Source organism: Enterobacter sp. BIGb0383, assembly GCF_003751845.1.
Classification (GTDB): Bacteria; Pseudomonadota; Gammaproteobacteria; order Enterobacterales; family Enterobacteriaceae; genus BIGb0383.
On the sequence record NZ_RJKQ01000001.1, the window covers coordinates 165,414 to 185,533 of the forward strand.

Annotated in this window: 21 protein-coding genes; 17 read left to right on the plus strand and 4 right to left on the minus strand. The window is 51.2% G+C overall.

Annotated features, from left to right (window positions below; translation table 11 throughout):
- The first annotated feature begins 147 nt into the window (after positions 1–147).
- The 6 genes from EDF81_RS00840 to EDF81_RS24010 all read left to right on the plus strand — a co-directional run bounded on the left by EDF81_RS00840 (position 148) and on the right by EDF81_RS24010 (position 5,345).
- Positions 148–1,014, plus strand: a complete 867-nt coding sequence (locus EDF81_RS00840; protein ID WP_123345378.1) for an arylamine N-acetyltransferase — start codon at positions 148–150, stop codon at positions 1,012–1,014.
- Positions 1,015–1,091: 77 nt separating this feature from the next.
- Positions 1,092–1,310 carry a hypothetical protein gene (locus EDF81_RS24175; RefSeq protein WP_260232629.1) on the plus strand — a complete coding sequence of 73 codons (219 nt, stop codon included), beginning with the start codon at positions 1,092–1,094 and terminating at the stop codon, positions 1,308–1,310.
- 57 nt (positions 1,311–1,367) lie between these two features.
- Complete coding sequence (locus EDF81_RS00845; RefSeq protein WP_260232678.1) at positions 1,368–2,447, plus strand: alkyl/aryl-sulfatase; 1,080 nt, start codon at positions 1,368–1,370, stop codon at positions 2,445–2,447.
- A 133-nt stretch (positions 2,448–2,580) separates the two neighbouring features.
- Positions 2,581–3,492 carry a LysR family transcriptional regulator gene (locus EDF81_RS00850; RefSeq protein ID WP_123345380.1) on the plus strand — a complete coding sequence of 304 codons (912 nt, stop codon included), beginning with the start codon at positions 2,581–2,583 and terminating at the stop codon, positions 3,490–3,492.
- A gap of 94 nt (positions 3,493–3,586) precedes the next feature.
- Positions 3,587–4,459 carry an SDR family NAD(P)-dependent oxidoreductase gene (locus EDF81_RS24005; RefSeq protein WP_184999438.1) on the plus strand — a complete coding sequence of 291 codons (873 nt, stop codon included), beginning with the start codon at positions 3,587–3,589 and terminating at the stop codon, positions 4,457–4,459.
- Positions 4,460–4,478: 19 nt separating this feature from the next.
- A complete protein-coding gene (locus EDF81_RS24010) occupies positions 4,479–5,345 on the plus strand; it encodes an SMP-30/gluconolactonase/LRE family protein (RefSeq protein ID WP_260232630.1) in 867 nt (288 codons plus the stop codon).
- A 114-nt stretch (positions 5,346–5,459) separates the two neighbouring features.
- Here EDF81_RS24010 and EDF81_RS00860 read toward each other — a convergent pair whose 3' ends face one another.
- Together EDF81_RS00860 and EDF81_RS00865 are read right to left on the minus strand one after the other, a co-directional pair.
- Positions 5,460–5,942 (minus strand): glutathione peroxidase, encoded by a 483-nt coding sequence (locus EDF81_RS00860; RefSeq protein ID WP_123345382.1) that lies wholly within the window; start codon positions 5,940–5,942, stop codon positions 5,460–5,462.
- Positions 5,943–5,974: 32 nt separating this feature from the next.
- A complete protein-coding gene (locus EDF81_RS00865; protein WP_123345384.1) occupies positions 5,975–6,892 on the minus strand; it encodes a LysR family transcriptional regulator in 918 nt (305 codons plus the stop codon).
- A gap of 103 nt (positions 6,893–6,995) precedes the next feature.
- Between EDF81_RS00865 and EDF81_RS00870 the strand changes: the two genes are divergently transcribed.
- Positions 6,996–8,201 (plus strand): MFS transporter, encoded by a 1,206-nt coding sequence (locus EDF81_RS00870; protein WP_123345385.1) that lies wholly within the window; start codon positions 6,996–6,998, stop codon positions 8,199–8,201.
- Here EDF81_RS00870 and EDF81_RS00875 read toward each other — a convergent pair.
- The gene (locus tag EDF81_RS00875) at positions 8,103–9,086 is read right to left on the minus strand and encodes a LysR family transcriptional regulator (RefSeq protein ID WP_123345387.1); all 984 of its coding nucleotides are present in this window, start codon (positions 9,084–9,086) and stop codon (positions 8,103–8,105) included. The genes EDF81_RS00870 and EDF81_RS00875 overlap by 99 nt on opposite strands.
- Positions 9,087–9,200: 114 nt before the next feature.
- On the opposite strand from EDF81_RS00875, the gene EDF81_RS00880 reads away from it, so the two are divergent.
- From EDF81_RS00880 to EDF81_RS00920, 9 genes are all read left to right on the plus strand, one after another.
- Positions 9,201–10,082 carry an SDR family NAD(P)-dependent oxidoreductase gene (locus EDF81_RS00880; RefSeq protein ID WP_123345389.1) on the plus strand — a complete coding sequence of 294 codons (882 nt, stop codon included), beginning with the start codon at positions 9,201–9,203 and terminating at the stop codon, positions 10,080–10,082.
- 128 nt (positions 10,083–10,210) lie between these two features.
- Positions 10,211–11,113, plus strand: a complete 903-nt coding sequence (locus EDF81_RS00885; RefSeq protein ID WP_123345391.1) for a DMT family transporter — start codon at positions 10,211–10,213, stop codon at positions 11,111–11,113.
- A 257-nt stretch (positions 11,114–11,370) separates the two neighbouring features.
- A complete protein-coding gene (locus tag EDF81_RS00890) occupies positions 11,371–11,970 on the plus strand; it encodes a hypothetical protein (protein WP_123345393.1) in 600 nt (199 codons plus the stop codon).
- A 95-nt stretch (positions 11,971–12,065) separates the two neighbouring features.
- Positions 12,066–13,016 (plus strand): helix-turn-helix domain-containing GNAT family N-acetyltransferase, encoded by a 951-nt coding sequence (locus tag EDF81_RS00895; RefSeq protein WP_123345395.1) that lies wholly within the window; start codon positions 12,066–12,068, stop codon positions 13,014–13,016.
- Between the two features lie 138 nt (positions 13,017–13,154).
- The gene (locus tag EDF81_RS00900) at positions 13,155–14,324 is read left to right on the plus strand and encodes a MalY/PatB family protein (protein ID WP_123345396.1); all 1,170 of its coding nucleotides are present in this window, start codon (positions 13,155–13,157) and stop codon (positions 14,322–14,324) included.
- Positions 14,325–14,451: 127 nt separating this feature from the next.
- On the plus strand, positions 14,452–15,048 hold the full coding sequence (locus EDF81_RS00905) for a DUF1989 domain-containing protein (protein ID WP_221180800.1): 597 nt from the start codon (positions 14,452–14,454) through the stop codon (positions 15,046–15,048).
- A gap of 147 nt (positions 15,049–15,195) precedes the next feature.
- Positions 15,196–16,386, plus strand: coding sequence for an MFS transporter (locus tag EDF81_RS00910; protein WP_123345398.1), 1,191 nt, complete (start codon positions 15,196–15,198; stop codon positions 16,384–16,386).
- A gap of 19 nt (positions 16,387–16,405) precedes the next feature.
- Positions 16,406–17,098 carry a gamma-glutamylcyclotransferase gene (locus tag EDF81_RS00915; RefSeq protein ID WP_123345400.1) on the plus strand — a complete coding sequence of 231 codons (693 nt, stop codon included), beginning with the start codon at positions 16,406–16,408 and terminating at the stop codon, positions 17,096–17,098.
- Positions 17,095–17,976, plus strand: coding sequence for a LysR family transcriptional regulator (locus EDF81_RS00920; protein WP_123345401.1), 882 nt, complete (start codon positions 17,095–17,097; stop codon positions 17,974–17,976). Before EDF81_RS00915 ends, EDF81_RS00920 begins: the two co-directional genes overlap by 4 nt.
- Positions 17,977–18,022: 46 nt before the next feature.
- On the opposite strand, the gene EDF81_RS00925 is transcribed toward EDF81_RS00920, so the two are convergent.
- Positions 18,023–19,222 carry an MFS transporter gene (locus EDF81_RS00925; protein WP_404851463.1) on the minus strand — a complete coding sequence of 400 codons (1,200 nt, stop codon included), beginning with the start codon at positions 19,220–19,222 and terminating at the stop codon, positions 18,023–18,025.
- A gap of 173 nt (positions 19,223–19,395) precedes the next feature.
- On the opposite strand from EDF81_RS00925, the gene EDF81_RS00930 reads away from it, so the two are divergent.
- Positions 19,396–20,016: a TetR/AcrR family transcriptional regulator gene (locus EDF81_RS00930; RefSeq protein WP_123345404.1), complete on the plus strand. Its 621-nt coding sequence runs from the start codon at positions 19,396–19,398 to the stop codon at positions 20,014–20,016.
- Positions 20,017–20,120: the final 104 nt, after the last annotated feature.

The window sequence follows — 20,120 nt, forward strand, 5'->3', positions numbered from 1 at the left end:
TGATTGTAGAGGGAATATAGGGTAAAAAGCACCATTAGCGTATTTCTGCCGTGATTATATCTTCTCAAACGCTAAGCCCGGATCCTGAAATAAGCTATCAGATATGAAAGGACCGGGTTTTATATCCATCAGGAAAACGACAGTAACATGAAAGACATAGCACTAGCCTACCTGGACCGTCCTGGTCTTGATGCCGAACCGCCGTCCCTCCAGGCACTTACCCGATTGCATCAGGCTCATGTTGAGCGGATACCGTACGAAACGTTCTGGATCCACCTTGCACAGGGTTGGAGAATTGACCCCATTGAGAGCTTCAGGAGGGCAGCGACAACCCGGCGAGGCGGTTACTGCTTTCAGCTTAATGGCGGCTTTCATATGCTGCTTAGCCACCTTGGTTATCGTGTGAGTCTCAACCCGGCAAACGTTCATGGTGCTGAAGGTCCTGAGCGTATAAAGCTGGAAAATCACGCCGCACTCATCGCCGAGGGAATGCCGTGTGAAAGCAATCCCAATGGCAGATGGTGGGTTGATGTTGGTCTTGGCGATGCACTGCATAAACAGATGCCGCTTATGAACACCACCGTTAACCAGGGTTTGATGCAGTTTGGAATGGAGGCTGTAGGCGAGGATGGCGTTGGCGACTGGCATCTCACGGCCGACCCGTCATGCTGGATCGCAGGTGTCAGTCTGGCTGACCAGCCCGTAAATATGATGGATTTGATCGACCGGCATCACTTTAACGTGCACTCGCCAGAGTCGGGATATGCAAAAGTTGTCACTGCACAACTTCGCCGACCTGACGGTAAAACGATACTACGAGGCTGCGTTCTCAGCAAAACTGACGGAAACGTCGTAACGACTCACACCTCGGCGTCCCTGGCGGAATGGCTGGATGTACTGCGCGACGAATTCGGCCTGATTTTCGAAAATGTTCCCGAGGCATCACTGACCACATTGTGGGCGAAGGTGCGGCTGATCCATGAGGAATGGCTTCAGTCCCGCGATAACGTGTAATGCCGCAAGCCGTGCGTTATCCGTATTTTGTTTTAAATCCTATCCCTTTATGGCCACCCGATCCCTGGAGAAAAAAAATGAGACAGTCCTTAAACGTTACCCTGAAAAAATTGCCCCTGATGGTTACGGCCCTGATGGCGACGGTCGCGCCGGGAGGAGCATTCGCGCACGAAGCCACAGCAGGTGAGAAGGTGCTGCAGGAACATAACGCTGATTTTCGCAGGCAGATTGTGGAAGTGACTTCAGGTGTATACGTAGCCGTCGGTTTTTCGGCTGCTAACGTGAGCCTGATCTAGGGTAAAACCGGCTCCATTATCGTTGATACCTCAGCCAATCCCAAAGATGCGAAAGCGATTGTTGAGGCCTTTGGTCACCGCCTGATCCATCCCGTACGCGCAATAATCTACACGCATAATCATCCGGACCATTCCGGCGGTGCGACGGTCTTTGCCGGCAATGACAAGCCGGACATTATCAGCCACAGCCTGCTGGTCATGGCTAAACCGGATACCGGGCGCGGAAAACGAGAGGGTGGGGACGCCTTTGGCACCTCGCTGCCGGATGACCAGTTTATTAATGCGGGAACGCAACTGGAATACGGCCGAATAACTCCCCATACACGTGAAGGCTTTCTTCCTCCCACGCAGACCTTTGATGGCACCAGTAAAAAGCTGGCGGTCGCCGGTGTAAAAATGGAGCTTATCCATACCCCGGGCGAGTCTGATGAAAATACGGCCGTGTGGTTACCCGAACAGAAGGTACTGCTGACGGGTGATGACTTTCTGAAAACCTTCCCCAATATTGCTCCGCTTCGTGGCCTGCCGACCCGACCGGTGGAGAAATGGATTGAGAGCCTGAACAGAATGATTGCCCTGAATGCGGATTATGTCATTCCGGGTCATATGCAGCCGGTAAGCGGTTCGGGAGCGATAAAAAATGCACTGACGGCATATCGGGATGGGATACAAAGCGTATGGGACCAGACGATGGACGGCATTGCCAAAGGCATGACCCCTGATGAGCTGGTGCAGACGGTGAAGCTACCCGCTGAGCTGGCAAAAAATCCGTACCTGCAGGAGTATTATGGCAGCGTGGCCTTTACCGTACGGGGTATCTTTGCGCAGCAGGCGGGCTGGTTCGACGGTAATGCCACGCACATGTATCCGCTCACTGAAAAAGACCGGGCGACGCGTCTGCTGGCGATGACCGGTGGCAAAATAAACATGCTGGATAGCGCCCGTCAGTCCCTGGCGTCAGGCGAGTACCAGTGGGCGGCTGAACAGACCGACTATGTACTGGCCGTCGACCCGCACAACGCAGAGGCCCGAAAGCTAAAAGCTGATGCACTCACCGCGCTGGGCGGGCTGCAGGCTAATGCGACCGCGCGTAATTACTATCTGACGACGGCACAGTACCTGAAAAAGAACCCATAACTAAGCTCCGCATGATGCATATAAACCGGATGCTGGCGGGTACGGCATCCGCTCCCCTACTTGAAAGGTATATATCTGCATTAGTAATATGATATGGATCTCATAAAAACCACAATGGTATCCATGGCATCTCATGATAGAAACTCGGCTTCTTATCCAGTTCATTGCCGTTGCAGAAGAATTGCATTTCAACCGGGCTGCGCAGCGACTTTACATGGCGCAGCCCCCCCTCAGTCAGGCTATCCGCAGGCTTGAGCAGGAGTTAGGTGTCTTGCTGTTCGAACGCACGAACCGCTGCGTGTCACTTACGCCTGCCGGGGTCAATTTTCTCAAATCAGCGAGAGAAGTGTTACGTGTTCTTGATGAAGGCGTTGAAAAAACCCGCCGCGTGTCACAGGGAATTGAGGGCCATCTCACTCTGACCTTTATCAGTATTGTCAGTTATGCTCCCCTTTTACGTGCACTGAGAGCGTTCCGGACTGCTTTCCCGGCAGTCTCCTTTACGATGCTGGAGGCCACGACTCAGGAGCAGACGGAAGCGCTTGAGCAGGGACGCGCGGATCTTGGATTTATGCGCGCGCCCGGCAGGAGCGCTCCAGAGCTGCGTTTCGACACCATATGGCGTGAGCCAGTTATGCTCGCTCTGCCTGCTGCACACCCTCTTGCACATTCTGAAACCCTTCATCTCTCAGCCTTCCAGCACGACAACTTCGTTTCAGCACCGCGCCACCTGGGCCAGGGTTTTCACGACCAACTCATTCAGTTGTGCGCAGCTGCAGGATTCAGACCTCACATTACACAACAGGCCCGACAACTCCAGACGCTCGTTGCACTTGTTGCCAGCGGTTTCGGCGTCGCGCTGTTACCCGCCTCACTGGCGCACGAGGCACGGGAAGACGTGATATTCAGACCACTCAGTGTCGATGCCCCGGCTGAACTGCAGCACGTGGAACTCCTGATGGGGTGGAATGCGCACTCGACGTCTTTAATCCGGGATAAATTAATCGAAGAGATACGCAGGGCTATGGCGCTCAGTATAGATTGAGACGTTACAGATATTATCAGGCTACAAATAATATATTTTACCGGTTGCTTGTGACACGCGATCATCGTGACATTCCTGATTACGGAGATTCAGTATGAGCCACAGAAAACAGCCTACAGAAACGGTTTTGAAAGATAAGGTCGCAATCATCACCGGAGCAGGACAGGGCCTGGGGCGCACATACGCGCAGTCGTTGCTGGATAATGGTGCGCGGGTTGTCATCAGTGACCCCGGCACCAACCGGTCTGGTGAAGGTGCCTCTGAGGATGTGATCGCTGAAGCTGCCCGCACCCTGCGCGCCGACAAGGGGCAACTGCTCACACACAGTGGACGGCTGGACAGCGAGGAGGCGTGCAGGGAGCTGATTGAACTGGCTGTCACCGGGTTAGGTCAACTGGACATACTGATCCACAACGCAGGCTGGGTGGACTATCAGCTTATTGAAGACCAGGATGAGGATTTCCTTGAGCGTGCCATCGATATCAGTCTTCGTGCGCCGATCTGGCTGAGTAAATATGCATGGCCATACCTTAAACACTCTTCCTCGCCCAGGATTGTGCTTAATACGTCCGATCGTGCCATGTTTCAGCGTTATGCACAGCCCGGTCTCGTCGCTTATGCAGCAGGCAAAATGGCTCAGATAGGGATCATGAATGCCCTGAGCCTGGAAGGCGAACAGCATGGCATTCTTGTAAATGCTATCTCGCCGGTTGCCAGAACGCGCATGTGGGGGATTACGCAGCCTCCGGTTGATCTCAAACCGGAGTGGGTAGCGCCGGGAGTCCTTTATCTGTCGAGTCCACTATGTCAGGACACCGGCTACATCCTTCGTGCCAGCAATGGTCAGTTCACCGCCACTCGTTTTTGTGAGAATCCAGACGTTGTTTACCCCACAGACCTGAAACGCGTCGAGTGTGCAAGCGTTACGGATGTCGCCCGCCTGTGGCAGCAGATAAAAGAGGTCTGAAATGCCTGACGATTACGCTATGCGTCGCGTTGCCGGGGTCCGCGCCGAGCTGGGCGAAAGCCCTGTCTGGGATGAACAGAAAGGTGTGTTGTATTTCGTGGATATCACTCGCGGAAGGATCCATGTGTTGCTGCAAAATGGCAAGACAGAAACCGTTTATGAGTCAGTGGCACGTATTGGTGCCCTGGCGCTCAGCGATAAAGGCAATCTCATTTTCACAGAAGATGCACGCGTTGCCATGCTCGATCTACAGGCCGGGGAAGTGAGCCACATCAGTCCAGCTATTCACGATGATACAGGGTGTCGCTTCAACGATGGTGCCTGCGATCCGCAGGGCCGTTTTATTACCGGACTTATGCATGAGGGGCCAGATCGCAGCCCTGGCGAGCTATACCGGTTCGGCTGCTCAGGTGACGCCTATGTAATTCAGCAGGGGATCGCATTGCCTAATGGGCTTGCATGGTCGGATGACGGGAATACCTTATATTTTGTCGATTCGATCGCCTGCTCTATTTTTCAGGCGGCCTACAACGCGTATGGTATGCCGGAACAAATCAGATTGTTTGTTAAGACCCCCACCGGGCTGGGACGTCCTGATGGGATCGCTCTGGATAAGGAGGGGGGCTTATGGGTCTGTCAGTTCAATGGCGGATGCCTGTTACGCTATGACAGGAACGGGTGTCTGAGCGAGCGCGTCGTAATGCCTGTTCCACGTCCTACCAGCTGCTGTTTCGGTGGGGAGGGTCTCGGGACGTTATTCATTACCACAGCTCGTTTTGCTATGACTGTTCCGGAGTTGATTCAGTATCCGAACGCCGGAGACCTGTATGCTATTAACCCCGGCATATCGGGTAATTCAAGGTATCGTTTTAAAGAGTGTCAGTGAGGCAGAACGCACCTGTTTCGTGCTACTGAACCAACCCGTTGACACTACAGGGTCTAAAAAAAGCAGCCTGAAAAAATACGCCGTCCGCTATGAGCGAGAAGCGGCCTGGCTCACTCAGATTTCAAGCGCAGCAAGAATTGCGGTTTCCATTTTCTCCGGGGTGGTGAACGGTGCAAAACGCTTAAGTGGTTTCCCGTCGCGTCCGATCAGGAACTTCGTGAAGTTCCACTTGATCCGCTTACCCAGTACGCCGGGCAATTCATTTTTCAGATAACGAAACACCGGGTGCGCTACGGTTCCGTTGACCTCAACTTTCCCGAACATCGGGAAACTTACACCGTAGTTAATGTGACAGGTCTGGGCGATATCGTCCGCGCTACCGGGCTCCTGCTTACCAAACTGATTGCAGGGGAAGCCAAGCACCACCAGACCCCGGGCGGCGTATTTCTTATACAGCGCTTCAAGGCCGCCGTACTGTGGCGTAAAGCCACAATGGCTGGCGGTATTCACGACCAGAACCACCTTGCCAGCATAGTCGGCCAGCGAGACAGTCTGACCATCCAGGCGAGTGGCAGTAAGTTGATAAAAGGCGGTCATATCGGGTTCCTTATGCTTAACATGGCATGATGTTATTTTGTTAAGGATATAGCACTCAATTTCTGCTGCATAAAATCAATCAGCGCTCTTGTTTTCGCGGGCAGGTACCGCCTGTCTGAATAGAGGGCGAACAACTGCAATGGGGCTGGCGATTGCTCAAACTTCACCTCGATTAACCGTCCATCGCTAATCCAGGGCTGGCAGGCCTGTGTCGACAGAATGGCAAAACCGACACCTGCGACTGCGGCGCGTCCTGCCATCTCGCCGCTGTTTACCCGATAATGTCCTTTAACCTTAATGGTCTCGAATCCCCCTTTTAAATTAACAAACTGCCAGGGAGCCCCTTTCAGTGCACTTACCGTTGTAATACAGGGTAATTCTTCAAATTGCCGGATATCAGTCGGGGTGCCATAACGCTGAATCAGAGAGGGAGCTGCAACGATGGTGCAGGGGATCGTCATCAGATGACGGGCGATATAGTCGCTGTCATCCATCTGGCCACGGGTAATAATGACAGCCAAATCCAGATCGTCCCGCAGGGATTCTAAACCTGACAAATTGGTGATGCAGCTGATCTCCAGGTCCGGGTACTGACAGGCGAAATCGGCAATCACTGAACCCAGCAGTGCGGGACCCACTTCATTGGGAATACAGAGTCGCAGCGGGCCTCTGAGCTGCATTTGCCGCAACGTTAATTCGGTTTCGGTTTGTTCCAGCGCCTCCAGTAATGGCTTCGCCCGGGTATAGAGCAGGTGCCCCGCCTGGGTGAGCTTCATATGTCGGGTGCTGCGCTCAATAAGCTGGAGGTTCAGTTTTTCTTCTAGCTGCGAAATACAGCGGCTCACATTTGATGCCGGCATTTCGAGGGCTTTCGATGCCCCAACAAAGCTTTCACTTTCAACCACGGCAACGAACACGTTGAGGGTCGTAAAATCAAGAGCTGAGCGCATCAACTATCCCATTAATGATAATAATCATTGCCATTTTTACCATCTAATAAGCATGGTTGATAGCAGTTAAGCTAGGATATCTTTCATCCACAGGTTGCTTGCGATGTCACCGGTCACCCAAACGTTTAACCATAAAGCCCTTATGCGGATAGCCATTGTGATGGCTTTTATCCAGTTCACGAATGCGCTGGAATATATGATGTTCAACCCTGTCTTTGCTTTTATGGCAGCAGACTTCGCCGTTCCCGTATCCTTCTCCGGCTATGTATCCGGTATGTATACGTCAGGGGCTGTCCTTTCGGGCGTTATTGCCTTTTACTGGATTGGTCGTTTTAATAAGAAAGGTTTTTTAATCGCCAATATGGCGTTATTAGGCCTGCTGACGCTTTTGACGACATTCACCTCCAGTTTTAACGTTCTGCTGGCGTTACGGTTCTGTGCCGGGTTGGTTGGCGGTACGACGATGGGGGTGGGGATCAGCATATTAATAAACAACGCACCTGCTGACCTGCGCGGAAAGATGCTGGCGACGGTGATTGCATCATTTTCGATCGTCAGTATTGCAGGAATGCCCGCAATACTCTTTTTGTGCACACACTATGGCTGGCATATCGCGTTGTGGTTAATTAGTACATTTTGTTTGCTGGCATTGCCGCTGATTATCTCCGTCATACCCAAAGACCCGGTTTCTTCACCCAGGCTCCGTACGCCGCCTCTTGATGTGGAAACCTTACTGTTTGCCTCCGGGAATGCGCTGGTACAGTTTAGCCCGATGCTGGTCATCCCTGTTCTGGTCCCCTTAATGACGCTGCGGCTGGGCGCGTCACAAGATCTGTTGCCCTGGTTGTTCTTCGCCGGGGGCGTTGCCGGTTACCTGTCGACAAAAATGACCGGCGTGCTAACTTCCCGTTTTTCTGCTGTGATTCTGGCGACAGGTTCAACCCTGGTCTTTATCCTGAGTTTGCTTATACCCGGCCTGGGCTATCAGCATTCGGCGTTATTTATCATTTTATTTCTCGGTGCATCTTACAGCCGTCTGGTTTCATCTTCGGTGGTGACAATTCAATTTCCTGATGACACGCAGCGAGCTGGATTCTCTTCATTGCAGACATCAATAATGTATCTGATTACAACCGTCGCATTTTTCCTGTCCGCTTATATATTGCCTGAACAGGGTATGGCATCAGAAAATGTGAACACGTTGCTGGCGTTAAGTGCCATTTCCGCAGCTGGGTTCCCGGCGATCGTGATCATTCTGCAAAAGAAACTGGCTAAGCGTATTATCCCGTCTGAGCGTGTTGTTGATTAGTTTGATGTTATCGTTATCTCTGAATTTTTCACTCAGGAATTTAAGGAAATGCAGGGTCTTTGCAGGTAATAACCGTGTTTCTGTCAGTGCATAGACAGGTGTTTCCTCTCCCTTCCAGTCAGTTAATAAGGGTACCAACGTTTGCGCTAAAAGCTCTGTTTTAACGGCTTCTGCAGGAACAAAGATGATCCCCTGATGCTGTAAAGCCAGATGCTTCATTAGGCCAATGTTATTCAGGCTGAATCGTCCCCGACATTGCACTGTGACTCTTTCCTTCTCCTTAAGCAAAGTCCAGTGAGACTTTCTCAGGAAGCCAATGCACTGCTGTGTTGCAAGCTCGTCGGGATGAGTTATTTTTCCTGCCCGCTCAATATATTGTGGTGAGGCAAAAAGCTGACCGGTGAACTGCGTTAATTTCCTGGCAATTAAGTTTGAAATTGAAGGCTCGCCGATTCGAATGGCCACATCAACATTGTCTGTAATCAGATCGGTCTGTCGAGGTGTTAAATCGAGTTCAAACTGTATCCCTGGGTAAAGACCGCTGAATTCCGCAAGTAAAGGTGTCAAAAAAATGGCAGCAAAGTCCACAGGGAGTGAAACCTTGAGCGTCCCTTGAGGTTGCATCAACAGTTCACCTAGTTGGTCATGCGCCAGCCGGGCTTCCTCAACAATACGCTTACAACGACCATAATAAATCTGTCCTGCCTCTGTTAACTCAACTTTGCGCGTCGTGCGATGCAGCAGTCTCAGGCCAATTTCTTTCTCCAGCTGGCTAATTCGCCTCGAAAGCGTTGAGCCAGGGATGCCTAAAGCTTCAGCTGCACGTCTAAAACTCAAGGTTTTTGCAACCTCGACGAACAGAGCCATATCATTCAAACGTTCCACTACATTGTTCCATTTTTGGATAAATAAAATCCATTATAGCCCATTTATCCTGCCAGGAGATTAGTTCATGCTGCAGGGCATAAGAGATGCAATTCATTTAAAACGAGTAACATAATGATTAAAAATACTAATTTCCCAAAGCTGGACATGGGCTCACCGCAAACCCTGAGAGGGAAAAGCGTAGCTATCATTGGTGGAACGGGAGGGATCGGACGCGCATTGAGTAAGCACTTTGCTGCTTATCAGGCAAAGGTAATCGTTGTCGGTCAGACATTTCGCGATGCAGATGTTGAGGGAATTGAATTCATCAAAGCCGACCTTAGCCTGATGTCAGAAGCGCGTCGGGTTGCCGCGTTGCTGCCGGTTGAAACACTGGATATGCTCATTTTCACTACCGGGATATTTGCCGCGCCAAAACGGCAGGGGACAGCAGAAGGGCTGGAGCGCGATATGGCGGTAAGCTATCTCAATCGCCTGGTTATCATGCGGGAAATTGCAGAGCGTCTGGGGTCAGAAAACACGACTAAAACGCGCGTATTTATCATGGGATATCCGGGCTCAGGTAAAATGGGCACTTTAGGTGATTTAAATGCCGAGAACCATTACCGACCGATGGAAGTCCATATGAACACCGTAGCCGGGAATGAAATAATGGTACTGGATGGTGCCAATAACCACAAAAACATCAGTGTGTTCGGCCTGAACCCTGGGTTAATTAAAACAAATATCCGTTCAAATTTTCTAGGCGGTAATAAGTTGTTATTCAGGCTGCTGGAAACCATTATTGGCATATTTACTTCAACAGCTGAGCAATATGCTAAGGTTATCACCCCTTTACTGATTTCACCTCAGCTGGATGATTATAGCGGCACATTATTCAACAACAAATGCCGGGCTATTAAGCCCTCGAAAGGGATCATAGACTCTCACCATATGCAACTTTTTATAAATCAGTCCTGGTCATTAATTGATGCGGCTTCAAAGAAGCAAAAGTAGCGACGAAAGCAATGAAACGCCCGGGTTGATAAGAATTATATAATTTTGCTTGCTGTAAATTCAAAAGGAGCTAGACTGACACCCTTATGCTCATTCACAAAGTTAGGGGTTAAAGAGGGGGGAATGTTTTGAAAACGTCAGGAGCTGCCGGCGCATTATCCGTATTTATTGGGGCTGTTTCATACGGAATGCCGGGAGTGATACTTAGTCTGGCCACCGCCAGTAATGCAAAAATTGAAAGCCTTATTCCTACGCAGTTTCTGTTTTCATTTGTTCTTTTTTTCATACTCTCTGAAAGGATCGGTAAAAACACAGGGGTATTTTATTTTAGAGACAAAGTCATCGTTCTCGCCACAGGGATCCCCCTGTTATGCATCACTTATTGTTTCTTTAACGCTGTTTATTACATTGGAGTACCTACCTCAACGCTACTTATGATGCAGTCTGCCTGGATTGCGCCACTTCTGAATGCGCTTATAAAGAAAAGGGCATTATCTCGTGGTGAAATAGTGCGGTTTGTCTTCATCATGGCTGGCGTTGTGACTGCCACAGGTGTTTTTCGTGGAGAGATGCATTTAGACCCTAAAGGCATTATGTGGGGACTGGCTGCCGGGATGTCATATAGCCTTGTGATAGTTTCATCCTCAAATATTGCTAACGGTGTTCGCATTATCGATAAAGCTAAAATTCTGACATTTGGGGCTTTTATTGCATCATTGTTTTTGTTTAACAAAAATATAGATATAGCTCCCGTCAGTGAAAGCAGCATGTGGTCTGTTCTTAATGCCGTTTTCTCGTCAATTCTGCCGGTGCTACTTTATGGTTTTGGTATGCCGAGAACGGATTCTTCGCTTGCCGGGATGTTGGTTACTACAGAGTTGCCAGCAGCGTTCATATTCTCATATCTACTTTTATCTGATTCTATTACCGCTGACCAGATAGCAGGTTGTGCGATTATTATAATGTCTATTGCCGGGCCAATGATTTTGTCAGGCTTAAGACGCAGACAATCCAGTACTAAATGTTATTGATTAATAATATATAAAGCGCTGGCACGACGCAGCCAGACAGGGCCACTCTTGTGTCTGTTATGAGCGAATTAATCAACGGCGGGTAGATCAAAGGTCATCTGTTTGTCGTTCTTTTCGTACTGACCGGCCTCGTTGATAAATACTCCAGGATTTAGGGGGAGGCTGAAAATTAGGGAATTGTCCCATGTGATGAATGTGTGCTTAACGTAGGGTGTTTTTTAGAAAGAACACCCGATACCTTGCAAAGGATGCTCACCATGTCATCACGCCATTTTCTGTGCTTACTGGCGCTCCCCCTGTTAGGGGGTTGCCAGTTTTTCCCTCAGACGCATTACTTTACTGCACCGGTTAATGAGCCAAACCCCGCGTGGGTTCGTATCGTTAACTACACGCAGCATGCGAGTATCCATCAATATGAAAAGGGCGTCCGCACCGGGGGCGTCATCCGCTCAGGTCCCTTGCCCTTCATTAACACGCAGGACATGGGCATGCCCAAAGCCGGGCAAGATTTAACCTTCGATTACTACGAGACCCGCGTCCGAGCGGATTTAGAAACCGAGGTGTCGATGATGTGGGAAGGCCCGCGAACGCGCTCTTGCTTCGTCACAATCAGGTTCACCCCAAAAGCAGGGCGCTATTATCAGTTTATGCTGAACGAAGGCGCAGGCGATGTTTGTACCTCGAACGCTTCTCTTATCGAACGCGACAAAAATGGCACGACATGGCACCTCACGCCCAATCCTGACGTGACGTACAAATACAATGGGCCAACGGCAGAAAAGCGATTCAGGAACTCCCGATTTGAAGACCCTGACTACCACCCGGACCCTAATCTGTATCCCGGCACAGCGCTGTAATGCCACATGAGTGAGAGACGGGAATGAAGTGAGGGATTGACAAACTCTCTGTCATAATGGTTGTATGATGCAACTATAATTGCAGGGCAATGCTAATGATGTCAGTAATACAGAACATAAAAAACATACGTGCGGCATCACGTTTAATGGTGCGAGAACTGGGTTTTATGAACCAAAATCTGGCGACAACTGACTATCCTCCCTCAGCCGTTCACGCCATGCTTGAAGTTGAAACACATGGGTCAATGACAGCCGCTCAACTGGTACAGATTTTAGGGCTGGAGAAGTCCAGCGTCAGCCGTATGCTCGCTAAACTTATCGAAGCCGGAGAACTCGAAGAAAACCCTTCCGCTGACGATGCGAGGACGAAGCGGCTAAGCCTGACCGGAAAGGGCATAGAGACCGTGCGGAACATTAATATTTACGCCGATCAACAGGTAGCAGCAGCACTCGGAAAACTTGATCCCTTTACCCAGGATGCTGTATCAAAGGGCATTTCTTCTTATGCCAGCGCACTGAAAGCCAGTCGCGAAAACAGCGCAGGAAAAGAGCCGACCCGCGTCAAGATAGTCTCAGGTTATCATGCAGGTATGATTGGCCGCATTACTGAAATGCATGGTGGCTATTACGCCAGAGAGCATAACTTCGGCTATTTTTTTGAAGCGAAGGTTGCCGCAGGTCTTGCAGATTTCTCGGCCCGTCTGGGTAAGCCATGTAACCAGATTTGGCTGGCAATGGTGAACGAGCGGATCGTTGGCTCAGTTGCCATTGACGGTGAAGATCTGGGTAATAATGAGGCGCATCTGCGCTGGTTCATCCTTGACGATGGGTGTCGTGGCAGCGGACTGGGCAGAAAACTCATTGCAGAGGCGATGAGATTTTGTGATGAGCAAAAGTTCTCCTCGGTACAGTTATGGACGTTTAATAAACTTACTGCGGCAAGGCGATTGTACGAATCATTCGGATTTGAATTGTCGAAAGAATGGGAAGGCGATCAGTGGGGCAGCACCATTACTGAGCAGCAGTTCACTCGAACAATCATCTAACTATCGCTAACCGCTTATCCTTTCGGACAGGGTGTTAATGATGGGTTATCCTGGTACATCTGCAACTACAGAGCATCTTGCAGCAGTAGGATCGTTGTGATAGTGCTTTAAGAATACTTCGCAAAATAGAGATTAAAGGTGAAAAAAGCAGATCGTCTCTTTGAGACAATTATTAATCGGGCAGATTCACCGTCGATCAAATGGGGAAGATATCAGCAACACGGTATTATTTCCTTCGGTACTGCCGATATGGATTTTAAGTCCCCAGCATGTGTGCGAGATGCGCTCGTAAAGAAAGCGGAGAGTGGTCTTTATGCGTACGAATACAAAACAGATGAGTACTATCAGGCGATAACAGACTGGTTCAGTGACAATCACCACTGGCATATAGAGAGGGCCTGGTTGACTAACTGCCCTGGTATGTGGGCCATGCTTTCTTTATGTCTGCGCGCTTATACGAAGCCGGGTGATAATATCCTGATTCACGCGCCGCATTTTCATCCTGCCATCAGCGTCATTGAAGGTGCTGAGCGCCACGTCGTTACGCAGGCACTCACTTTTGATGGGAATCGCTACCGCTTCGATCCGAACTGTTTTGAGGAAACCCTTGTTAGAGAAAATGTCAGACTATTTTTCCTGGTTAACCCTCACAACCCTACCGGGCTGCTATTTACGCGGGAGGAGTTATCCCTCATCGCTGATATTTGTGACAGGCATGATGTACTGGTGGTCAGTGATGAGATCAACAGCTATATAACCTATGACAATGCAGCATTTGTGCCCTATGGCAGCGTCTCAACGAGCAGCAGCCTGAACTCGGTGACCTTAACCTCACCCTCCAAAGCTTTTAATCTCCAGGGACTGACGTATGCCATCGGTATTATACCGAACAAGGAACTATGGCAGCGCCTGGAAAATGTCCGGGTTGGTATGGATTTTGATTTCGCGACCAATATTTTCAGCCTGACTGCCGTAACTGCTGCTTACCAAAAGGGGCAGGAGTGGCTCGTACACCTTAACGGCTATCTCCAGGCTAACCTGGATTTCATGGATGCTTTTTTAAAGGTAAATTTGCCTCAGATAACACTGATTAGACCCGGTGGCGGATACATCGCCTGGCTGGATTTCCGGGCTCTGGGTCTCACATCGGACGAGCTCAGACAGGTCATTCTTGACAAGGCCCGAATAGGACTAACGTGGGGAGAAACGTTTGGGAAGGAAGGAGAGGGATTCGAGCGGTTAAATTTCGCCTGTCCGAGAGATATTTTGCATCAGGGGCTTGAACAGCTAAAGTCGGCTTTTTCCTGACGTTTTCTCCAACGGCTATAGCTTTAAGCTTAAGGCGTGGTCATGCGCTGGCATACACAAGAATTGGGCATGTAGTAGCGTATTTGTTACGATATAACACTTAATTAAAAGAAATGGATGTTAAGACGTGAGTGAGCAGGTAAAGATTGATATTCCTCCGCAGCAAGGCCGAGGCTTTTGGGTTGCTAAAGGTCAAACGTTCCGTGTTGTGGATACTGAGGGTCAGCAGGTTGCCGACTTGTGGGCAATTTCTGTCGACGCAGACGAAAAGGACTGGCTCAGCACATCACAGACGCGAGACATAACCGAGCGGTTATTTCCCGCAACCGGAGAGTCGTTTTACAGTGAAAAAGCCCGGCCCTTACTCACTTTCATGCAGGATAATTCACCCTGTCCGCATGATATGCTTTTCCCGGCGTGTAACCCTGGTCTCTACGAACGGGCTGGGCTGCTCGATCATCCCAACTGCCGGGACAATATGCTTTTAGCACTTAGGAAGGCTGACATCTCACTTCCCATCGTCCCGGACCCGGTTAATTTCTTCCAGCGTTCGGAACCGCAGGCAGACGGTAAGCTTGAGGTAATGGCGTCGGACAATCCTCCCGGCGGGAATGTAGTACTACGGGCTGAAACAGATCTCTACGTTGTGGTCACTGCGTGCTCTGTTGACTTCCATCCGACCAACGGGGGCCGTTGTACGGGTCTTCAGATAATTGTCGGTTGAGATGTTGACCGCTCTGGACAGCACTTCTTCCGTCATTGAATTTTTGCCTTATGTATAAATAATTTTATACCACCTGAAATTTACATTATTTTATTTATCTGTCTTGCTAAATCAGACTGCACTCCTTACTTACATCAGGAGGCAGTCATGCCATTCGTTATTTATGTTTTTACTATCAGTGCCTTTGCGCTTGGACTTGCTGAATTTGTCCCGATTGGGCTGACCGATGTCATGGCACAGGGATTAGGTGTGGGCGTGGAGCAGACAGGTGCAGCGGTGACAACCTATGCACTGGGTGCAACATTTGCTGCACCTGTCCTGTCTGCGTTGACGGCGGACTGGAGCCGGAAAAATGTGATGCTGACAACCGCCGTTGTCTTCACCGCCGGTAGCCTGGCGGCAGCGTTTGCCGCCACATTGCCTCAGCTACTGTTGGCCCGTTTCATTGCGGGTCTGGGACACGGCCTGTTTCTGGCTGCGGCATCAAGTACTGCGGCGCGTCTGGCCGGACCGGGTAAAGCCGGCAGAGCTGTCGCGGTGGTGTTTGGTGGCTTTACGCTGGCAATGGCGATCGGTGTTCCGCTAAGTACATGGCTGGGTGGCGTAGTGTCATGGCGTCCGGTTCTCGGGGCTATTGCTGCTTTCGGCGCGCTGGGATTCCTTGGCCTTTTGTTTGGCATGAAAGATCCGGTACGCAGCGTGCCTGGCGAACATAGCGGCTCAGCCATGCAGAATATCAGCATGTTGTTCAACCGCAAGTTGCTCGCCGGTGCGCTGGTGACAGTGCTGGCGTACGCAGGTTCGTTTACGGCTTACACCTTTATCGCGCCAATTCTGACTCAGGTGACCGGAGTTACTGGCGCAACGGTGAGTCTGTTTATGCTGGTTTACGGTATCACCGCTGCGGTTGGCAATATTCTGGGTGGGAAACTCACCGACAGCATGGGGGTCAATCGCGCAAATATCCTTATTATCAGCGGCATCGTTGTTGTCGTGCTGGGTATGTGGCTGCTGGCATCCTCACCAGTAAGCATGGGCATTTTGGTGGCATTGCTGGGTATGCTGACCTTTGCCGCAGTGCCGGCGCTGCAGGCCCGCCTGATTGGTGTGGCTGAGCAACATGCACCTCATGCGCATGGCGTTGCTGCTGGGCTGAATATCGCGGGCTTCAACTCCGGTATCGCGCTGGGTTCGGTACTGGGCGGTATTACCATCACACACGCCGGCATCGTGTATACCGGTATCAGCGGTGCGGTGGTCTCACTGCTTGGCCTGCTGTTGCTGCTTGCACAAATCCGTCGCAGTCACGGCAGTAAATATCAGCAGGCTGAAGCGTAAGCCAGTAAAGGGGGATAATATGCTTACCCGTGAAAATATGCGTAATGGCACATTTGTCAGAGCACATGAAACGCTGCTTCCGGCGCATATGCGTTGGGACGCCGAAAAAATACGGGCATCAATGTACTCCACTCTGGAGGAGCGCCCAACGGGCGCTCCTGTCTGGGTCTTTGCCTACGGATCTTTAATGTGGAATCCCGCACTGGCGATTGAGGAAATGCAACGGGCCTGCCTGAAAGGATGGCAGCGAAGTTTCTGTATCCGGCTGATATCCGGACGTGCCACCCCTGATGTCCCCGGCAGGATGTTATCTCTGGACGAAGGTGGAATAACCGAAGGGATGGCGTTCAGACTACCGGAGTCGACTCTTATTCATGAGCTGGAGATGGTCTGGACGCGCGAGATGATTACCGGCCTGTACCGTCCGGTCTGGGCAGATGTTTCGCTCGGAAGCGGTGAGGAAATTCAGGCGCTGGCTTTTGTGTCAGACCGGTTGCATACGCACTACGAAAAGGACAATCTGACAGCGACCGTGGCGGCGCGCATCGCTTCTGCCTGGGGAGACATTGGCACCAATGCAGATTATGTATGGAAACTGCAGGCCACTCTCGGTGCGTGGGGAATACAGGATGATTACGTGAGTGAACTGGCCCTTGCTCTGCATGAGGCTTCCTGTATCGACAAACTTCATCAGCAAGGCGCTCCACTATGAGCCATCTGACCCATCTGCGAACGTTTCTTGAGGCCTATCGCTCTGGCTCATTTTCCAGGGCGGCTGAGCTGCTGGGCATCACCCAGCCGGCAGCATCACTGCATATCCAGTCGCTTGAGGCGCTCGTTGGCAAACGGCTTTTCATCAGGCAGGCCAGAGGCGTGACGGCTACCGAAGCTGCGGATGAGCTGGCACGATCTGTTTCCCCCTTCATTGACGGTCTGGAAGAAAAACTGTCCTCTTTCCGGTCTGGTCCGGTTCGCGGAGGAACCGTTAATCTGGCCGGTCCACCGGATTTTATACATTCCCGGCTTGGAGCAGTTATGGCGCCATTGATGGGGGAGGGATACCGCCTGCGTTTTCATACCGGCAATAAACAGCGGATTTACGCGTTGCTGCATGAAGGAAGCGTGGATCTTGCCGTCACCGCATCAATGCCTGATGACCGGCTGTACGGCTATGCACATTTACTGACAGAACGCATGCTGCTGGTGCATGCGCCCTCCATGTCAGGGGGGATCGGATCAAAGCCAGACGCAGAAAAGCTGTCCTCACTTCCGCTGATCGCTTACGACGAGGAGCTGCCACTGATTAGAGCACTGTGGGCCACCCTGTTCCAGAGAGCGCCTGACATGCAGGCTGCGTTTACCATTCCTGATTTGCGTATTATCCGCGACCTGGTCTGCGGCGGTCACGGATGGACGGTGCTGCCGGACTATCACTGTACGGATGACCTGAAAAGCGGACGTCTGATTTCAGTGACACCGGCAGACCTCGCCCCGACTAATCATCTTTATCTGGTCTGGAACAAAAGGACGGCAAATAACAGCCGGACCGCCTACGTTCGGGATTACATTCTTAAAGCGTTTCCGCGCTGATGTATAAGGCGGAAAATCATGACAGGTATCCAGCCCACTGAGTCATTTATTGATTTCTGGCACCTGGCCTGAAAGCGTGGGTTTTCGCGATGTAAGCGATGAGAAAGGCGACCGCTATAAAGACCATCAGTGCCCAGGGAAAGGATGCCGCACCGGCATGAGTGAGCAGCACGCCCCCGACAACGCCGCCGCTTGCGATAGCCAGATTCCATGCGGTGGTCACCATCGCCTGAACAACATCGACATGGTTACCGGCCGCATCAGCCGCAGCTGTCTGCATCTGGGTTGACGCGCCGCCAAATGACCATCCCCACACGATGACTGCCAGCATGACAACGATTTGTTCTCGCATGCCCGCAGCCAGCACCACTGAAACAGTAGCCAGCGCCGCCAGGCTGAGCAGAACGAGTTTACGGAGGTGACGATCAACCAGCGTTCCGGTAATCCAGATGCCGACAAGTGCGGTAAGACCGAAAACAAGCAGGATGAGACCGACGCGCTCTGTCAGGCCCGACAACGCCAGGAACGGCCCTATAAACGTATAAAGGATGTTGTGGGCGGTCATCCATAAAAAGATGACTGCCAGAATTGGGCGCACGCCGGGCATCATGAAAACATTCCACACGGGCAAACGTCGCTCAGCCTGTTGTCCCGGCAGATCGGGAACCACCATTAATGTCCAGATAAACAAAATAACCGCCAGCGCTGCCATCAGACCAAAAGACACTCGCCACCCCATTATGCTGCCCAGCCATGCGCCTGCCGGAGTGCCCAGTGACAGGGCAATCGGAATGCCGACCATAGCAATAGCCAGCGCGCGGCCCTGTAAATCAGCCGGAACGAGGCGCCGCGCATAGCCCGCCAGTATCCCCCAGGCCAGGCCGGCCGCCACGCCGGACATAAAGCGAGCCGCAAGCGTCAGCGAGTAACTGGTCGAAACGGTCGTAATCGTATTGAAAACCACAAAGGTTCCCACCGCCAGCAACAACACCTTTTTACGGCGCCATCCGCTGGTAAGCACCGTTAGCGGAATAGCTGCGAGCAGCGAACCCAGCGCATAGATGCTCACCAGTTGACCCGCCATCACCTGTGAAACGCCCAGACCCTGTGCGATAGCCGGAAGCAGGCCCGCCGGAAGCGTCTCGGTCAGGATGGCGATAAAGCCGGTCATGGCAAACGCCAGCAAGGGCGCCAGAGGCAACCTGTGTGATGTTGTGGTGGTCGGAAATTCTGTATTAGCGTGCACGATGAGCCTTTTTTGATGTATCTGAAATAGCTGAAAAATTCGCAAAATAATTTTGCGAACACACATATGTATCGTTCGGTACATATATTCGAAGCTATAGATCGCATTACGGGTTGTCAAGCACATATGTATCGATTAGTATTTATGTATTACTTGCCAGACGAGGAGAGGGTATGGCTAAGATGGGACGTCCACGAACATTCGATCGCGACGAAGCAATTCGTCAGGCAATGTACCTTTTTTGGCAGTATGGCTATGAGTCCACTTCGCTTGCCTTGCTTAAAGCAAATCTCGGTAACGGCATAACGGCACCGAGCTTTTATGCGGCATTTGGTTCGAAAGAAGCGCTGTTTGAAGAAGTTGTTGATTGCTATTCGTCAACGTATGGGCAGGTTAACGATTGCCTCTGGGACGACAGTCTCAACCCCCGTGCGGCTACTGAACTGGCGCTGCGTCGTTCTGCAAAAATGCAGACAGAGCAGGGGCATCCAGGCGGCTGTCTTATCGCGTTATCCATTAATACCTGTTCGCCCGGGCACGAGCATATTGCCCGGATTCTTGAAGCACGACGCGCCCGTACCCGCGAAGGATTCCTTCGGTGCGTCCGTAGAGCTATTGATTCGGGCGAACTGGCCGCAGACACCGATGCACGGGCGCTGGCCACGTTTTTGCACAGCTTTGAGACCGGCCTGTCAACTGAGGCGCGTGATGGCGTAACAGGCGAGGAACTTAATGCCTCGGTATCATTTGCGATGAAGGCCTGGGACGCAAATAGTTTGCTGAGTGAAAATTAACGATAAAGAGATGTTATTGAAGGCCGGTTCTGGCACTTAACTGACCGCTGCGAAGGTCTGTTACGAGTGAGGGGCGGACGTCAGGTTTCACGTAAACATGTCTG

Excerpts from the sequence above, each read along its gene's own strand:
- EDF81_RS00915 (WP_123345400.1), top strand. The coding sequence starts at position 16,406 with ATGCTTACCCGTGAAAATATGCGTAATGGCACATTTGTCAGAGCACAT.
- EDF81_RS00910 (WP_123345398.1), top strand. The coding sequence starts at position 15,196 with ATGCCATTCGTTATTTATGTTTTTACTATCAGTGCCTTTGCGCTTGGA.
- EDF81_RS00890 (WP_123345393.1), top strand. The coding sequence starts at position 11,371 with ATGTCATCACGCCATTTTCTGTGCTTACTGGCGCTCCCCCTGTTAGGG.
- EDF81_RS00860 (WP_123345382.1), bottom strand. The coding sequence starts at position 5,942 with ATGACCGCCTTTTATCAACTTACTGCCACTCGCCTGGATGGTCAGACT.
- EDF81_RS00880 (WP_123345389.1), top strand. The coding sequence starts at position 9,201 with ATGATTAAAAATACTAATTTCCCAAAGCTGGACATGGGCTCACCGCAA.
- EDF81_RS24010 (WP_260232630.1), top strand. The coding sequence starts at position 4,479 with ATGCGTCGCGTTGCCGGGGTCCGCGCCGAGCTGGGCGAAAGCCCTGTC.
- EDF81_RS00930 (WP_123345404.1), top strand. The coding sequence starts at position 19,396 with ATGGCTAAGATGGGACGTCCACGAACATTCGATCGCGACGAAGCAATT.
- EDF81_RS24005 (WP_184999438.1), top strand. The coding sequence starts at position 3,587 with ATGAGCCACAGAAAACAGCCTACAGAAACGGTTTTGAAAGATAAGGTC.
- EDF81_RS00865 (WP_123345384.1), bottom strand. The coding sequence starts at position 6,892 with ATGCGCTCAGCTCTTGATTTTACGACCCTCAACGTGTTCGTTGCCGTG.
- EDF81_RS00870 (WP_123345385.1), top strand. The coding sequence starts at position 6,996 with ATGTCACCGGTCACCCAAACGTTTAACCATAAAGCCCTTATGCGGATA.
- EDF81_RS00920 (WP_123345401.1), top strand. The coding sequence starts at position 17,095 with ATGAGCCATCTGACCCATCTGCGAACGTTTCTTGAGGCCTATCGCTCT.
- EDF81_RS00850 (WP_123345380.1), top strand. The coding sequence starts at position 2,581 with ATGATAGAAACTCGGCTTCTTATCCAGTTCATTGCCGTTGCAGAAGAA.
- EDF81_RS00895 (WP_123345395.1), top strand. The coding sequence starts at position 12,066 with ATGATGTCAGTAATACAGAACATAAAAAACATACGTGCGGCATCACGT.
- EDF81_RS00840 (WP_123345378.1), top strand. The coding sequence starts at position 148 with ATGAAAGACATAGCACTAGCCTACCTGGACCGTCCTGGTCTTGATGCC.
- EDF81_RS24175 (WP_260232629.1), top strand. The coding sequence starts at position 1,092 with ATGAGACAGTCCTTAAACGTTACCCTGAAAAAATTGCCCCTGATGGTT.